Below are 15,607 nucleotides of genomic sequence, written 5' to 3'. Positions count from 1 at the left end.
GTGAAAAAGAAAAACAGCCCAAGAGCAGCAGGAGAATAAGATTATTGAGACTGCCTTTTCAGAAAAATATGATAAAATGATACTGTAATAGATACAAAGGGGGAAAATTTATGGCAGAATCACTAAAACAGACAGAACTGCAATTCCTTGAGTATGTCAAAAAAATGACAGCATATAATGAAGCGATCGGGCTGATGTATTGGGATATGCGGACCGGCGCACCCAGGCAGGGTATGGAACAGCGCTCGGAAGTAATTGGAATGATCTCTTCAGAAGTGTTCAGAATGTCAACTTCTGAGGAAATGGCAGCATACATAGCAAAACTTTCAGGCCAGGAAAACCTTGCTGAAATAACATTAAAGACACTGGAAGAATGCAAGAAGGATTATGACCGCAATAAAAAAATTCCTGCAGAGGAATATACTGAATATGTCATTCTGCAATCCAAGGCTGAAAACATTTGGGAAGATGCAAAGGCACGCTCAGATTTTGAAACGTTCCAGCCATATTTGGAAAAGCTTGTTGAGATGAATAAGAGATTCATTTCTTATTGGGGATACGAGGGAAACAAATATAATACTCTGCTGGATATGTATGAACCTGGTGTCACCGTTGAAACGCTAGATAAAGTGTTCGGGCAGCTGAGGGAAAAAATTGTGCCGCTTGTTCAGCAAATTTCTGAATCACAAAATAAACCTGACACAAGCTTTTTATTCAAACATTTTACAAAGGACAAACAGCGGGAGTTCAGTCTTAAAATTCTTGATCAAATGGGATATAACTTTAAAGCGGGACGTCTCGATGAAACCGTTCATCCTTTTGCAACAGGATTAAATCCTGGTGATGTCCGAGTGACAACAAAGTATGATGAAACTGATTTCCGGACAGCGGTATTTGGGACGATTCATGAAGGCGGGCATGCTCTTTATGAACAAAATATTTCTCCTGATCTGGTTGGAACGCCGTTATGCTCTGGAACATCAATGGGAATTCATGAATCACAATCATTATTTTATGAAAACTTTGTCGGAAGACATTTTTCTTTCTGGAAAAAGAATTATGACCTCCTTAAAGAACATGGAAGCGGTCAATTTGATGATGTATCAATAGATGCTTTTTACCGTGCAATTAATGAATCAAAGCCATCATTAATCCGTATTGAAGCAGACGAATTAACGTATCCGCTTCATATCATCATACGTTATGAAATTGAAAAAGGCTTGTTTAACGATGAAATTGAAGTTAAAGACCTTCCAGCTATTTGGAATGAAAAATATGAACAATACCTGGGAGTAAAGCCAGAAAATAACGGAGAAGGCGTTCTGCAGGATGTTCACTGGGCAGGGGGAAGCTTCGGTTATTTCCCTTCATATGCCTTGGGATATATGTATGCAGCTCAGCTGAAAAACAGCATGTTAAAGGACTTGCCAAACTTTGATGAATTACTTGAATCAGGCAATTTGCTGCCAGTTAAAGAGTGGTTTAACAAAAATGTGCACCAGTTTGGCAAAATGAAAAAACCGCTTGAAATCTTAAATGAGGTAACAGGGGAAGGCCTGAATGCACAGCATTTAATTGACTATCTGTATGATAAGTACGGTAAAGTGTATCAGCTGAAATAATTGCTCAATCATAAAATTAGCAGGGGGGTGGCTTCAGCCATCCTCTTACTTCATGGAGAGAAATAATGAAGAAACTACTTCCATTCCTAATGATTGCATTTGGAGCAAGTCTATGGGGCATAATTGCTGTATTTGTAAAAGGGCTAGGGGAATATGGATTCTCAGCTATGGAAATTGTCGCTGTGAGAGTTTTATTTGCGGCCATATTTCTCATGCTTTTCGGGATTATGCGTTTCCGAAACTGTTTTAAACTGGAATCTGTCTCTGACATCCAATTTTTTGCCGGGACCGGAATATTGAGCATCGTCTTTTTTAATTATTGTTATTTCACTGCAATGAACCAAATCAGTATTTCCCTGGCAGTCGTTCTGCTTTACACAGCTCCGGCTTTTGTGACTGTATTATCTTACCTGTTTCTAAAGGAAGGGATCGATCTAAGAAAGATTGCAGCTGTAGCAGGCACCATTGTGGGCTGCATTTTAGTTGCCGGATTATCAGCGGGCAGCAGTGAAATTACTCTCGTTGGAATTTTGACGGGATTAGGTGCAGGGTTTGGCTATGCACTTTATACAATTTTCGGGAAATTTGCTTTAAGAAAATATCAGCCCTTTACTGTAACGCTTTATACATTCGTTATTGCTTCTGTATTTATGATCCCGGTCACAAAGCTATGGACAAAAGCCTCAGTCTTCTTGAACATTGAGGTTTTGCTGCTTAGTATTGGTTTGGGGTTTGTGCCTACGGTCCTCGCCTATTTTGTGTACACATGGGGACTGGAAAAAACAGATGGGAGCAAAGCAGCTGTTATTGCTACAGTTGAACCAGTTGTGGCTATGCTTTTAGGTGTGACGCTTTTCGGAGAAAATCTAGGTGCAGTGCAGATTGCCGGTGCAGTGCTGATTCTCAGCTCAGTTATTATTGTGAATTTGCCTGCAAGAAGAAAGAAATCAGGAATGGCGGCTGACTCCAGCGGGCCCGGACATTAATACACTCCGATCCAACTGGAGCGGAGTGTTTTTTATCAGCGGGTATGAAAGTTTGAACTATAATACTGTCTAGCTTCTGCGCCTTACTCCTGGAAGAGCCGGGGCAAGCCTTTCCTTTTACCAAAGCTTATACCCTTTAGCTCCTGGAGGTGCATTTTGTATTAAGTCTATAAACGGGATAGTGTAGGCAAATAGAATAAGAACAACTGTAATTCCGAGCCAAAGCTTCCAGTTTTCGAATACCATCGGCGCTTTTTCAGCTTCATCAGCTGCTTCTCCGACAGGGAACTCCTGCTCGCCCTTTGGTGCGAAGAATGCAAGGTTGATAAAGATATAGATCATTAAAATAATGCCAATGAATAGTATAGATCCGCCGATTGCCTGTGCGACCTGGTAGGGAATCCATTCTGCTGCTTGTGCTGCTCCGCCATATTCAGAGTAGGACGAACGGCGCGGCGCTCCCAGAAGGCCTGCAGCATGCATGGCGCCAGACATGAAAGTCATGCCGATTGCCCAGATAACTGCCTGGATGATTCCTAATTTATTCATTGCTTTGGTTAATGTTCTTCCTGTCAGATGAGGAATCAGCCAGTAAGAAACCCCAAAAAATGTAAGTACTACAGATGTTGCTACTGTTAAGTGAAAGTGGCCGGTTACCCAAATGGTGTTATGAACAACCTGGTTCATCTGGTGAGAGGCGTTGACGATCCCGCCTGCACCCGCAGGAATAAAGGCAATCATCCCAATGAACGGCACGGCAAATCGTGCATCTCCCCAAGGAAGTTTCTTAACCCAGCCGAATAACCCTGTAGCCCCTTTTGAACGGCCAAAGCTTTCGAAAGTAGCAAACAAAGAAAATGCAGTCATTAAAGATGGAATGACAACAAGGAATGTCAGAATTACCTGCAGGAATTTCCATGCCGGGTCAATGCCTGGCTCCATTAATTGATGGTGAAATCCGACAGGGATGGAGAACAGCAGGAATAATATAAAAGACAAACGTGCTAATGAGTCAGAGAAAACCTTTCCGCCGATGACTTTTGGAATTACAACATACCAGGCCATATAAGCCGGCAATAGCCAGAAGTATACAAGCGGATGTCCGAAATACCAGAATAGAGTTCGGCTGACTCCAATATTTACCGTTTCAACAAATCCCAATGACCAAGGAAGCAGCTGGAAAAGAACTGTAGCTGCTACACCGATTGTCGCTACAATCCACATCATTGTGTTGACCAGCGACATGAAGGTTAATAATGGACTTGGTTTACCGGGATTTTTCCTCCGCCATTCTGCATACTTCATAATGATTGATGCCCCGTCAATCCAGCTTCCCACTATAACAAGTGTTAATCCGATATAATACAAAGCATGTGCTTGAAGAGGAGCATAGAAAGTATATAGAACTGTTGCTTCATTCAGCAGGATCATAACAGCTGCAAGAACAGTTCCCGCCGTCATCAGCCAGAAACCGGTCCAGCCGGCAATACGCTGTTTTTTCGTAAAGGCCCCTGATGTTTTGCTTGTTGCAGCGATCTGGAATCCCATTATAAAAAAGGTAGTAAGTACAAGTCCGAGGACAACACCATGAACCGTGAGAATCTGGTAATATCCGATGCCTGCAGGAAGCTCGAATTTACCGGAGCGGACCAAAGTCTGCAATAAACCGGCTAAGCCGCCTATTGCTAAGGCAGTAAAGGCAACGAAAAAGTGGGCCATTGCCAATTTTCCGTCACGTGGGTCAACTTTTAATTTTGCTGAAGGATTAAACATTATTCCACCACCTTAATTTTAGAAGACATCATGTGGTGACCAACACCGCAGTATTCATTACATACAATCAGGTATTCGCCTTTTTTATCAAAGGTTGTAACATGTTCACTGATATAGCCTGGTTCAAGCATCATGTTGATGTTTGATCCCGCAACTTCAAAACCGTGGACGACGTCTTTGGTTGTAGCGATAATTTTCACTTTAGCGCCATATGGAACCTCCACTTCGGCTGGGCTATAGGAAAAAGCAGATGCTACGTATACCAATTCGTAATCCCAATCTTTTCCTTCTGCCTTTTTCAATCCAGGCTCATTAAATGGAACGGTAGAATCGACTTTTTCAGGATCAATGGTAGCCAAACAGCTCGGGGGCTGATTACCCAGGTAAAATGCGCTCACTCCCAGAACTGTTAGAAAAACAAGCAGCGATCCGATTCCAAAAATGAGCCAGGCCTTTTCAAACTTATGCATATGCATGGCTTTTTCCCCTTTCTAACTTTAAAAGCGGCTGATAAATAATAAATAAACGCCTACCCATGTCATTACAAGGAAGAATCCTAATAAGAAAACGGAAGCTAACGTTCCCTTTAAGGAGGAGCGATCCTCTATTTCAGTTTTTGTTTTGCGGCTGAGTTCCGTTTTCGCCATTTTCCTTCACTCCTTTCGAAAATTGGAAAAAGTAAATGATTACACTTTCATAATACAAAACATTTAGGGAGATTCTAGATGATTTTAGTGAGTTCACAAATTGTTCATTCGTAACTTAAACACTATGATAATGGTGAAAAATTGATATTTAAGTGATTTAAATCACAAAACACATCTGTAATTTGTGAAAAAAATGTGAAGGTTTAATTGAGCTTAAAAAGGACAGTGAATTATTCTTAATGAATGTAAAGAAAAGGGTGAATTATCTGATTAACGAACGTTATTTTTGGTAATATCTTGTTTAGTTCGTATTTGGGTAAATTTTTGATTGAAGTATTAGTAGATGGTGTTATAATGTTAATAAATTAATAACATTCACTCATATAATCGCGAGGATATGGCTCGCAAGTTTCTACCGGGGTACCGTAAATAATCCGACTATGAGTGAGCAATGTACAGGACGCTATATGCCATCCTTGTTTGCCTGCAGCTTAAATCATTAGCCTGAAGGCCATTGCTTCACTCATTTTTATGTTGTGAATGCGATGGGCTTCAGGCTTTTTATTTGGCTGAAATGAGTAATTGAAGGCTATCTATCATAGAGGAGGATGCAAAATGGATATGCTTATTGAAAAAATAAAGCGCGAAGGGATCGTTTTATCGCCGACAGTTTTAAAGGTGGATTCTTTTCTGAACCACCAGATAGATCCACAGCTTATGTTTGAAGTCGGCAAAGAATTTGCAGATAGATACTCAAGAAGCGGGATTACAAAAATATTGACTATCGAATCTTCGGGGATTGCGCCAGCTGTAATGGCGGGGCTCGAGTTAAATGTCCCAGTAGTATTTGCGAGGAAAAGAAAATCTCTTACACTGGTAAATGACCTGATTACAGCCCCAGTCTATTCGTTCACTAAGGAAGAAACAAGTGAAATCTCTGTTTCAAAGAAATATCTCTCAGAAGAAGATAATGTTCTTATAATCGATGATTTTCTAGCGAATGGACAGGCGGCATTAGGTCTTGCAGAAATAGCTGAAAAAGCGGGATCATCGATTGCAGGGATTGGCATCGTTATCGAAAAAGGCTTTCAAAATGGCGGAAAGCTGCTGAGGGAAAAGGGATTCCGGGTTGATTCCCTGGCAATTATTGAGTCACTTGAAGGCGGAATAATCAGCTTTGAAAAATCAGCGAAGAAAATGGAGGAATCAATGCGATGAATCAGAATCCGGTTAAAATTGCTTCCCTTGGAATTCAGCATGTCCTTGCTATGTATGCAGGCGCAGTAATTGTGCCATTGATTGTAGGAGGAGCACTGGGATTAACAGGGGAGCAGCTTACCTATCTTGTTTCAATTGATATTTTTATGTGCGGTATTGCAACGCTTCTTCAAGTATGGCGCAGCAGATTTTTTGGGATTGGTCTTCCAGTTGTTCTTGGCTGCACATTTACGGCTGTAGGACCAATGATTGCGATTGGCGGTCAGTATGGAATACCGGCAATCTATGGTTCAATACTGGTTTCCGGCATTTTTGTTGTAGCTGTTTCAAAATATTTTGGAAAACTGGTGAAATTTTTTCCTCCAGTGGTAACAGGGTCGGTCGTTACCATTATTGGAATTACGCTAATTCCTGTTGCAATGAACAACATGGCTGGAGGACAGGGAAGCCCTGACTTTGGTTCCATGACAAACATCTCATTGGCTTTCGGAACCTTGCTGTTCATCATTATTCTTTTCCGATTCTTCAAAGGCTTTATTCGTGCCATTGCCATTTTGCTTGGTCTGGCGGCCGGCACTATTACAGCGTTTTTTATGGGAATGGTAGATTTCTCAGCAGTTGGAGAAGCTTCCTGGTTTCATATGCCATCACCTTTTTATTTCGGCATGCCGACATTTGAGGTGACAGCCATCCTGACAATGATTCTAGTAGCAATGGTCAGTTTAGTAGAATCTACGGGCGTATATTTTGCCCTGGGAGATATTTGTGAAGAAAAACTGGAAGAAAAAGATTTGTCAAATGGGTATCGTGCCGAAGGGCTTGCTATTATCCTTGGTGCTGTCTTTAATGCTTTTCCATATACAACCTATTCTCAAAACGTAGGACTTCTTCAGCTGTCAGGCGTAAAAACAAAGAATGTCATCTATACAGCAGGAGCTTTTCTTGTACTGCTTGGGCTGGTTCCGAAAATCGGTGCATTGACGACGATAATTCCAACACCGGTATTAGGAGGCGCAATGGTGGCTATGTTCGGTATGGTAGTAGCTTATGGAATAAAAATGCTCAGCAAAGTGGAGTTCTCCTCGCAGGAAAATTTATTGATCATTGCCTGCTCTGTCGGGATGGGGCTTGGAGTAACAGCTGTTCCTGAATTATTCGCGCAGATGCCTTCAAGTGTGCGTATACTGACAGATAACGGGATCGTGGCAGGGAGTGTGACAGCTATTCTATTAAATATCGTATTCAATGTTGTTAAGGGAAAAAAAGCAGTTCAACATGCATCTTTTGCAGAGCAAAAGGCTTCATAATTCTGTTTTGCGGCAATCACAATAATTTTGGAAAACAATATAATAATCTATCGGTATTTTACATTTTCGAAGCGATTGTTTCTCGCACGAAAGAGAGTGGAATGTGGTGGAGAAATATTATTGTGATAATTGCCGGCTTTTATATAATAAAGAAGAGGTTTGTTCTGCTTGCGGTATCCTTGTTACGAAAAGAATATATATAGAAGTTCAAAAGCATCATAAAAATAATAATGGATTAAATGCATCAGAATAACTGGCTCAATCGCCGGCAGCGCTCCATGGTGGACGCAGCACGAAAACGATAATTGGAAAAGTTTTAGTAATGCTATTCACTTTGTTATTCATTTATAATTAAGATGCACAACAACTCCTTCAAAACACATTGCTTCCTCCTATTGGAGGGAGCTTTTTTTTGTTCTTGAAACATAAATTGCTTTTATTTGGAAAAATTAACAGAAAGCAAATGAAGGAGAGTCACGTATGCCAGCAATTGTATCTGTTGCAGAAGCAATACCTGAACATGTACTGACACAGGATCAGGTTATGGATTTTGCCAGGGATTTATTTTCCGATTCTTTTAAGGATATTGAACGTCTATTAAAAGCTTTCCAGAACGGCCAAATTGAGAAGCGGCACTTTGTAAAGGATCTGGAATGGTTCAAAACAGATAAAACATTTGAAGAGCGAAACAATGCATATATTGAACAGGCTATTGTACTGGGAACAAAGGCTGTAAAGTCTTGTCTGGAAAACAGCATATTCCTGAACAGGAGTCTTCCATACGATGAAATTGATGCAATTTTTACTATATCAAGTTCAGGAATTGCCACTCCGAGCATTGAAGCAAGAATTATGAATGAGCTTCCATTTTCTGAACATGCGAAACGAATTCCTATATGGGGACTGGGTTGTGCCGGCGGCGCATCAGGCCTTTCAAGAGCCTATGAATACTGCCTGGCTTTCCCGAAAGCAAAGGTACTGGTGTTAACGATCGAATTATGCAGTTTGACCTTTCAGCGCAATGACCGGTCAAAGAGCAATCTTATCGGGACGTCTCTTTTTGCTGACGGTGCTGCATGTGCACTTATAACTGGAGATGAGGTGCTTAGAGATTTTCAAAAGCTGTCATCCATTCCGAGAATTGTGGGAACCCAATCGACAACCATGCGAAATTCTCTGGATGTAATGGGTTGGGAAGTGAAGAATGACGGTTTATATGTGGTTTTCTCAAAGGATATACCATCCATAATACAGGGATGGCTGAAGCCTAATGTAACTGAATTTCTAAGAAGCAAAGAGATGGAGATGGAAGAGATAAACCATTTTGTTGCCCATCCGGGAGGTAAAAAAGTGATTGATGCTTATCAGAAAGCGCTGCAAATCAATCCTGGTATGACAGAAACTTCACTTGATGTATTAAAGGAGTTCGGCAATATGTCATCTGCAACAATCCTATACGTACTCAAAAGGTTTATGGAGATCGGCAGTCAGGGAGATACCGGGCTTGCAACTGCACTCGGACCGGGGTTCAGCTCGGAATTGCTGCTGCTGGAATGGGGGTGAATATATGCTGTTCATAATTTTAATTAGTATTATCATGTTGCAGAGGGGGGCAGAGCTTGCTTTAGCCCGCCGTAATGAAAAGTGGATGAAAGGCATTGGCGCACTGGAATTTGGCCAGAGGCATTATCGGTGGATTGTTGCGGTTCATGCGTCCTTTTTTGTCTGCTATCTGCTGGAAGTTATCATCTTTAAAAAAAATCTGTCGCCATTTTGGCCCATACTGCTGACTCTGTTCTTCCTTACCCAGACGGTGAGGATATGGGCACTTCATTCTTTAGGGAGATATTGGAATACAAAAATCATTGTCCTTCCGGGAGCTGAAGTAGTCAGAAGAGGGCCATACCGGTTTATAAAGCATCCGAACTACGCCATTGTAGCTGCGGAATTTCTTGTGATTCCTTTAATGTTTCAGGCTTATATAACAGCTGCTGTATTTACTCTGCTAAATATAGCGGTTTTGTCGGTCAGAATACCAGCCGAAGAAAAAGCACTGAAGGAATTGACAGAATACGAAGAAACATTTTTGCGGTTAAGGTCTTGCTTAAATAGAGATATTAAAAAAGTTTGATAATTTAAAAACCCCTATTGAAAATGATTATCGTTCGTGATAAACTTTTAATTGAATTTGAAAATTATTCTCAATATCATTCCCAACAGGAAGGTGTTGCTACATATGACAATTCTATTTGTTGCTGGCACAATCGCTGCCTATTCACTTGTTATGAAACATGTATTAAATAACGTTGCTAAACCACATACAAGATAATAGTATTCTTTTGGAACCAGGCAGACGCCTGGTTTTTGTTTTTTCGATTGGAGAAAATACAAGCAAATGAACATAGGATAAAATCATAAATTGAGTTCAGCTGAGAAATATTAGAAAAATCAAAGAATAACCGTCCTATATAGGAAAATAATCGAAAATCATATAGAATAGGAAGTAAATTAAAGTTACAAGGGGATTAATGGAAATGGCTGACACGATTTTGCAACCAGGATTGCAGCAGACTGAAATAATGAACAGAATAACTGCTATATATACATTCGCCCAGAGAAATGGGGATAGCCAGACAGCTAAAAGAGCGAAAGATCTCATAATTAAGCTAAAAGACCAGGAATTTGCTATTGCTTTTTGCGGACATTTTTCTGCGGGAAAATCGAGTATGATTAACAAGCTTGCCGGAGAGGATCTCCTTCCGTCATCGCCGATTCCAACCAGTGCTAACCTGGTGAAAGTAAAATCAGGTGATGAAGATTATGCCAAAGTTATTTTTAAGGAAGGAAAGCCAAGGCTTTATCCTGCTCCGTATGATTACGGTCAGGTAAAATCCTATTGCAAGGATGGCGATTCCATTCAATCCATCGAAATAAGCCATTCAGCAACCAGGTTGCCTAATAAGGCAGTAATTATGGATACACCTGGTATTGACTCTACAGATGACGCGCATAGAATTGCTACTGAATCTGCTCTTCATTTGGCTGACCTTATTTTTTACGTAATGGATTATAATCATGTCCAGTCGGAATTAAATTTTCTTTTTACAAAAGAGCTTACCGCTGCTGGAAAAGAGGTTTATCTTGTCATCAATCAAATTGATAAACATCGTGATGAAGAACTCAGCTTTGACCAGTTTAAAGATAGCGTAAAGGAATCATTTGCATCCTGGGGAGTAAAGCCAGCCCGGATCTTTTACACCACGTTAAGAGACGAAAATCACCAGGCAAATGAATTTAAAGATCTTCAGAACTTTGTCAACAGCAGCATAGATAACCGTGAAGAGCTTTTGCCCCAATCTATATTTAATTCTTTAAAGAAGTTAACAGATGATCATCTGGCATTTTTAGAAGAATCCCATGCAGCTGAAAAGGATAAATGGGAAGGAAAATTGGCTGAGCTGAATCAGGATGAACGGTATCAGCTCGAAAGCAGGCTGCAAGAGTTAGAGAGTCAGCTTAATAAGCTGAAATCTTCCATACATGAAGCAGATATTGAGTTAACTGGAAAGATTGATGAGATTTTAAAAAACGCTTACTTAATGCCTTTCCAGACGAGGGAACTGGCTGAATCTTACCTAGAGTCGTGCCAGCCTTCCTTTAAAATTGGCTTATTTTTCAGCAGACAGAAAACGGAGCAGGAACGGTCCTTGCGGCTTGAGCGCTTTTATCAGGACTTCTCAGAAAAGGTAAAGTCTCAGCTGGAGTGGCATATAAAAGAGCTGTTTTTACATCAGTTCAAGCAGCATAATATCCATCATTCAGAAATTCTGGCACAAGTACAAAGCTTCAAGCTTTCTTTTGAACCGGATCTTCTAGCTGAAACGGTAAAATCCGGTGCCATGGTTTCAGGAGATTATGTTCTACAGTATACAAACGACACCGCAGAGGCAGTAAAGAGAATTGCCAAAAAGAGTGCTGCTTTCTTGAAGGATGCACTTCTGGAAGCGCTTGAGGAAAATAACCGCGTCGATCAAACTGAACTGGCCAATGAAATTCGCGAGCTTTCTTCTTATGCTGATGCACTGAGTGCGATTAAAACCCTTAATGACAAAATTAAGAAGGCATCTGAAGAGATGAATGTCTATCTAACAGGTGACTTTGGTCATGATGAATTTCAAGAGCAAACCAGAATACTTGCTTTAGAAGATGTCGAGGAAGCAGAAGTTATTTTCATGCATGAAGATAAAATGGAGAAGGAAAAGGTGCTTAATAAGCCTGAAAAATCAGCGGAAGAAGAGTCGGCAGGGGAAACGGTTCCAGCAGTTTCTGTTCAGCCTGTAATTGAAAAGCTTCAATTCACCGCGAAGGCCGTAAAAGAAGTTCCAGGTTTCAGAAAGCTTGCAGCTGATTTGGCAGATCAAGCTTCAAGGCTTGAGAGCAAAGAATTCACCGTAGCCCTCTTTGGTGCATTTAGTGCAGGTAAGTCCTCCTTTGCCAATGCATTAATCGGGAATAAACTGCTTCCGGTTTCGCCAAATCCGACCACAGCTGCAATCAACAAAATTAAACCTGTTACGGCAGAAAATGAGCATGGAACCGTTCAAGTAAAAGTAAAGGACTCACAGACTCTCTTAAATGATATCAATTATTCATTGAAGGTCTTTGATTATTCTGCAGAAAACTTCGGAGATGCTGCTGAAGCTATTAAGAAAATCACTGGGGAAGGCCAGGATTTTGATGCGAATGAAAAGACACACTTTGCATTTTTGAATGCATTTATGAAAGGCTTTGATTTCTTCGCAGATCGGCTTGGAAAAGTCATAAAAGCTGATTTGGAGGAGTTTAGGGACTATGTTGCCAATGAAGAAAAATCATGCTTTGTTGAAACGATTGAAGTTTATTTTGACTGTGAACTGACAAGGCAGGGAATTACCCTGGTTGACACACCTGGGGCAGATTCGATTAATGCGAGGCATACCGGGGTCGCATTTGAATATATAAAAAACTCGGATGCAATCCTTTTTGTCACTTATTATAATCATGCCTTCTCAAAAGCCGATAGAGAGTTCCTTATCCAGCTGGGGAGGGTAAAGGATACCTTCTCCCTTGATAAGATGTTCTTTATCGTTAATGCCATTGACCTTGCCAATAATGAGGAAGAAAAAGAATCTGTCCTCCAGTACGTTGAAGAACAGCTGGTGCAATACGGAATCCGCCGCCCGCATCTATCCGGTATCTCAAGCCTCCAAGCTTTGGAAGAGAAGCTGGATAGCAGCAAAGAAGAAGTGTCCAATATCAGTTCCTTTGAAAAAAGCTTTTATTCCTTTATTAATCAGGACCTGCTGAATATTTCAATCTCATCTGCAGAAACAGAGTGGAAGCGCCTATTAGCACAGCTCAGGTCATATATTTCTTCTTCCCAGGAAGATAAGGAAGTCAGGTTTGAAAAGCTGAAACAGATTGAAGAAGAGCATCAAAAGATTACTGATATTATCCGCGGGCAAAAATCAGAACTGCTGTCCCAAAGGCTTGAACAAGAAACGGATGAGCTTGTATTTTACATTAAGCAAAGAGTATTTCTGCGTTTCTATGACTTTGTTAAAGAGACCTTCAACCCCTCAGTTCTGAAGGATGACGGCAGGAATTTAAAGAAAATGCTTAAGATGGCGCTTGATGAATTCCTTGCAAGTTTTGGATTTGATTTTGCTCAGGAGCTTCGCGCAACGACATTAAGGCTTGAATCCTATATCTCCAAGCTGATTGGCCAGCAGCAGGAGACTATTGCAAAGAGAGCCGCAAATGTGAACAGTGATTTGTCTTTTAGCACCTTTGAGCCGTTAAAAATGGAAAGTATTGAATTTGATTCAGCATTTTCCAATGAAGACCCTAATCAATTTAAAAAAGCTTTATCCTACTTTAAAAATCCAAAATCATTTTTTGAAAAGAATGAACGCAAACAATTAGCGGATGAGCTAGAGAAGAATCTGCAGGAACCTGCAGAACGCTATCTGCAGGCTGAGAGCAGCAGACTGAAATTCCATTACAGCAGCCAGCTCATGACTGAATTTGAGCGGATGCTCAATTTGCTGATTGAACAGAACAACGAATATTATGAAGGAATTGCCGCTGCTTTAAAAGATGATTTCCCAATTGATGAGCTGAAAGAAATTGAGAGGAAGATTTCACAGTACGCATAAAAGGTATTGAAAGGTTGCTGCTTTCTTATGGATAAATGGCTTTCCGCTGCTGAAGAAAAATACAATATTGACATCCTTTTTGCATGTGAAGCAGGAAGCAGGGCCTGGGGGACAGATGAAGCGGATTCAGATTATGATATCCGCTTCATTTTCAAACATAGGAATCTGAAAGCATACCTTTCCCTTGAACGCACAATAGAAGTTATTAATACAGATGCCCCCTATGATGCTCACGGCTGGGATGTCTTTAAAGCATTTGATCTTATGCAAAAATCCAATCCGAGTTTATTCGAATGGGCTTACTCGCCTATTATATACAAGGATATGAAAGGCTTTTCCGAAAGGCTGAGGAGTTTTGCAGAAGAAGAATATTCAAGATTTAAGTTGTTTCAGCATTACATTCAGCTGTTTTCCCGCAATCTTGGTGAAGCGATGAAAAAAGATGATTTTACGTTAAAAAAACAAAAGCTGCTGATTCAGGCAGTAAGGGCCTGCCTCATTTCAAAGCAGCTGCTTAAGCAAACCAATGTAAAAGGGGATTTTTTATATACTGGCCTCTTTAGCCTAAAAGAAGAGGATGATTTTACTCGCTTTTATCGCACCCTGGTGCATGCAAAACAAAGCGGGAGGGTAATCCAGAAACTTTTAGCAAAGCAAATGGCTGAGAAATTGGTATCAGAAAGGGATCTGCTCTATGCAGCAGCTGACTCAATCCCTAAAGGAAAAAGCAGGGTATCCGGACTGAATGAATGGCTCTGGGAACTGCTGAATGTTTAGAATACTTTCGGGGAAGAAAAGGGAGAGAAATGGAGAAAAATTCTTTTCATGCATGTGCAACCTGCGTAAACTTCCAGCCTGAAAAACGTAAAGACGGAATGGTTTATTTTTGCAGCAGACTGGGCTATGAAACGAAGCCTGACTATCAATTTAATTGCTGGACACCTAAGGAACATATAAAACGCCTGATGGAAAAGAGGAAAGGGGAAAACCTTACATGAAGTATCTAGCAGAAAAGGAATGGGTATTATCAAAAATGGATGATCCCAAAATCCGAATTGCTGACTGCCGCTTTAAACTAGGTTCGCCTGATGTAGGGCGCAGCTTATATGAACATAATCATATTCCCAATGCCGTGTATTTTGATCTGGAGAAAGATTTGTCAGGTACGGTAAGGGAACACGGAGGCCGGCACCCCCTGCCAGATCCAGCTCAATTAAAAAATGTCCTTGAGCAAGCCGGAATCAGCAGAGATACAACAGTTATCGCCTATGACGGCGGTGAAGGGGCCTTTGCAGCAAGGTTCTGGTGGCTGCTCAGGTATTTAGGGCATGAGAATGTTTTTGTATTGAATGGAGGATTCAAGGAATGGACAGAAAGCGATTATCCTCTATCTAAAGAAGTTCCAAGCATTGAGAGAGCTGATTTTAAAATTGAACTGCAGCCTGATATAGTTGCCTCGTACGACGAAGTTAAAAGCGCAGCAGGAAATCAGGACAGTGCTGTATTAATTGACTCGAGAGAGGAAAAGAGATACCTGGGGCAGGAGGAGCCGATTGATAAGAAAGCGGGCCATATTCCGGGGGCAGTCAATAAAGTTTGGCTTGAGGCATATAGAAATGGGAGATTTAAAGATGCAGGTGAACAGGAAATACGATTTTCGGAGATTGATAAAGACAAACCCATAATCGTTTATTGCGGCTCAGGTGTAACAGCAGCACCTAATTATCTAGCTTTAAAGGAAGCGGGTTATAAAAATGTTAAATTATATGCCGGAAGCTTCAGTGATTGGATCTCTTATGACAGCAATAATATAGAGACTGTCGAAAAATAGTGAAATCCCTTTAAAAAAAGGGATTT

Annotated in this window: 13 protein-coding genes and 1 riboswitch; of the genes, 10 read left to right on the top strand and 3 right to left on the bottom strand. The window is 40.8% G+C overall.

All coding sequences use genetic code 11. The features are described from left to right. The first annotated feature begins 110 nt into the window (after positions 1 to 110). Both AC6CHU_RS23540 and AC6CHU_RS23535 read left to right on the top strand, forming a co-directional pair. Positions 111 to 1,622: a carboxypeptidase M32 gene (locus AC6CHU_RS23540; RefSeq protein ID WP_159864181.1), complete on the top strand. Its 1,512-nt coding sequence runs from the start codon at positions 111 to 113 to the stop codon at positions 1,620 to 1,622. Positions 1,623 to 1,687: 65 nt separating this feature from the next. Further along, positions 1,688 to 2,608, top strand: coding sequence for a DMT family transporter (locus AC6CHU_RS23535; protein WP_159864178.1), 921 nt, complete (start codon positions 1,688 to 1,690; stop codon positions 2,606 to 2,608). Between the two features lie 117 nt (positions 2,609 to 2,725). Here the strand turns inward: AC6CHU_RS23535 and AC6CHU_RS23530 are convergent, their stop codons facing one another. Genes AC6CHU_RS23530 through AC6CHU_RS23520 form a run of 3 tightly spaced genes read right to left on the bottom strand, consistent with a single transcriptional unit; the run spans position 2,726 to position 5,028 of the window. After that, positions 2,726 to 4,381, bottom strand: coding sequence for a b(o/a)3-type cytochrome-c oxidase subunit 1 (locus AC6CHU_RS23530; RefSeq protein ID WP_159864175.1), 1,656 nt, complete (start codon positions 4,379 to 4,381; stop codon positions 2,726 to 2,728). After that, entirely contained in the window at positions 4,381 to 4,857 is a 477-nt protein-coding gene (locus AC6CHU_RS23525) for a cytochrome c oxidase subunit II (protein WP_159864172.1), read from the bottom strand. The genes AC6CHU_RS23530 and AC6CHU_RS23525 overlap by 1 nt, the downstream gene beginning before the upstream one ends. Before the next feature lie 21 nt (positions 4,858 to 4,878). After that, positions 4,879 to 5,028, bottom strand: coding sequence for a cytochrome c oxidase subunit 2A (locus tag AC6CHU_RS23520; RefSeq protein WP_159864169.1), 150 nt, complete (start codon positions 5,026 to 5,028; stop codon positions 4,879 to 4,881). Positions 5,029 to 5,387: 359 nt separating this feature from the next. Continuing rightward, a riboswitch (purine riboswitch) is annotated at positions 5,388 to 5,489 on the top strand. A 154-nt stretch (positions 5,490 to 5,643) separates the two neighbouring features. Between AC6CHU_RS23520 and AC6CHU_RS23515 the strand changes: the two genes are divergently transcribed. The 8 genes from AC6CHU_RS23515 to AC6CHU_RS23480 all read left to right on the top strand — a co-directional run bounded on the left by AC6CHU_RS23515 (position 5,644) and on the right by AC6CHU_RS23480 (position 15,581). Next, positions 5,644 to 6,246, top strand: a complete 603-nt coding sequence (locus AC6CHU_RS23515) for a xanthine phosphoribosyltransferase (RefSeq protein ID WP_159864166.1) — start codon at positions 5,644 to 5,646, stop codon at positions 6,244 to 6,246. Continuing rightward, positions 6,243 to 7,553, top strand: coding sequence for a nucleobase:cation symporter-2 family protein (locus AC6CHU_RS23510; protein WP_159864163.1), 1,311 nt, complete (start codon positions 6,243 to 6,245; stop codon positions 7,551 to 7,553). The genes AC6CHU_RS23515 and AC6CHU_RS23510 overlap by 4 nt, the downstream gene beginning before the upstream one ends. Positions 7,554 to 8,033: 480 nt before the next feature. Further along, positions 8,034 to 9,116 carry a type III polyketide synthase gene (locus AC6CHU_RS23505; RefSeq protein WP_159864160.1) on the top strand — a complete coding sequence of 361 codons (1,083 nt, stop codon included), beginning with the start codon at positions 8,034 to 8,036 and terminating at the stop codon, positions 9,114 to 9,116. A 4-nt stretch (positions 9,117 to 9,120) separates the two neighbouring features. Beyond that, entirely contained in the window at positions 9,121 to 9,684 is a 564-nt protein-coding gene (locus AC6CHU_RS23500) for an isoprenylcysteine carboxyl methyltransferase family protein (protein WP_498122927.1), read from the top strand. Between the two features lie 403 nt (positions 9,685 to 10,087). After that, entirely contained in the window at positions 10,088 to 13,750 is a 3,663-nt protein-coding gene (locus AC6CHU_RS23495; protein ID WP_201306524.1) for a dynamin family protein, read from the top strand. Positions 13,751 to 13,777: 27 nt separating this feature from the next. Beyond that, the gene (locus tag AC6CHU_RS23490) at positions 13,778 to 14,527 is read left to right on the top strand and encodes a nucleotidyltransferase domain-containing protein (RefSeq protein ID WP_159864151.1); all 750 of its coding nucleotides are present in this window, start codon (positions 13,778 to 13,780) and stop codon (positions 14,525 to 14,527) included. A 29-nt stretch (positions 14,528 to 14,556) separates the two neighbouring features. Then, a complete protein-coding gene (locus tag AC6CHU_RS23485) occupies positions 14,557 to 14,748 on the top strand; it encodes a hypothetical protein (protein ID WP_159864148.1) in 192 nt (63 codons plus the stop codon). Continuing rightward, positions 14,745 to 15,581: a sulfurtransferase gene (locus tag AC6CHU_RS23480; protein ID WP_159864145.1), complete on the top strand. Its 837-nt coding sequence runs from the start codon at positions 14,745 to 14,747 to the stop codon at positions 15,579 to 15,581. Before AC6CHU_RS23485 ends, AC6CHU_RS23480 begins: the two co-directional genes overlap by 4 nt. Positions 15,582 to 15,607 lie beyond the last annotated feature (26 nt).

The organism is Cytobacillus sp. GQ23, from assembly GCF_059758675.1.
Note: the sequence above shows the minus strand (reverse complement) of the source record. Positions and strands in the feature narration are given on the sequence as shown.

Bases quoted from the DNA above. Each gene is read 5' to 3' on its own strand.
- AC6CHU_RS23485 (WP_159864148.1), top strand. From the start codon at position 14,557: ATGGAGAAAAATTCTTTTCATGCATGTGCAACCTGCGTAAACTTCCAG.
- AC6CHU_RS23505 (WP_159864160.1), top strand. From the start codon at position 8,034: ATGCCAGCAATTGTATCTGTTGCAGAAGCAATACCTGAACATGTACTG.
- AC6CHU_RS23520 (WP_159864169.1), bottom strand. From the start codon at position 5,028: ATGGCGAAAACGGAACTCAGCCGCAAAACAAAAACTGAAATAGAGGAT.
- AC6CHU_RS23490 (WP_159864151.1), top strand. From the start codon at position 13,778: ATGGATAAATGGCTTTCCGCTGCTGAAGAAAAATACAATATTGACATC.
- AC6CHU_RS23515 (WP_159864166.1), top strand. From the start codon at position 5,644: ATGGATATGCTTATTGAAAAAATAAAGCGCGAAGGGATCGTTTTATCG.
- AC6CHU_RS23495 (WP_201306524.1), top strand. From the start codon at position 10,088: ATGGCTGACACGATTTTGCAACCAGGATTGCAGCAGACTGAAATAATG.
- AC6CHU_RS23525 (WP_159864172.1), bottom strand. From the start codon at position 4,857: ATGCATATGCATAAGTTTGAAAAGGCCTGGCTCATTTTTGGAATCGGA.
- AC6CHU_RS23535 (WP_159864178.1), top strand. From the start codon at position 1,688: ATGAAGAAACTACTTCCATTCCTAATGATTGCATTTGGAGCAAGTCTA.
- AC6CHU_RS23480 (WP_159864145.1), top strand. From the start codon at position 14,745: ATGAAGTATCTAGCAGAAAAGGAATGGGTATTATCAAAAATGGATGAT.
- AC6CHU_RS23530 (WP_159864175.1), bottom strand. From the start codon at position 4,381: ATGTTTAATCCTTCAGCAAAATTAAAAGTTGACCCACGTGACGGAAAA.
- AC6CHU_RS23510 (WP_159864163.1), top strand. From the start codon at position 6,243: ATGAATCAGAATCCGGTTAAAATTGCTTCCCTTGGAATTCAGCATGTC.
- AC6CHU_RS23540 (WP_159864181.1), top strand. From the start codon at position 111: ATGGCAGAATCACTAAAACAGACAGAACTGCAATTCCTTGAGTATGTC.
- AC6CHU_RS23500 (WP_498122927.1), top strand. From the start codon at position 9,121: ATGCTGTTCATAATTTTAATTAGTATTATCATGTTGCAGAGGGGGGCA.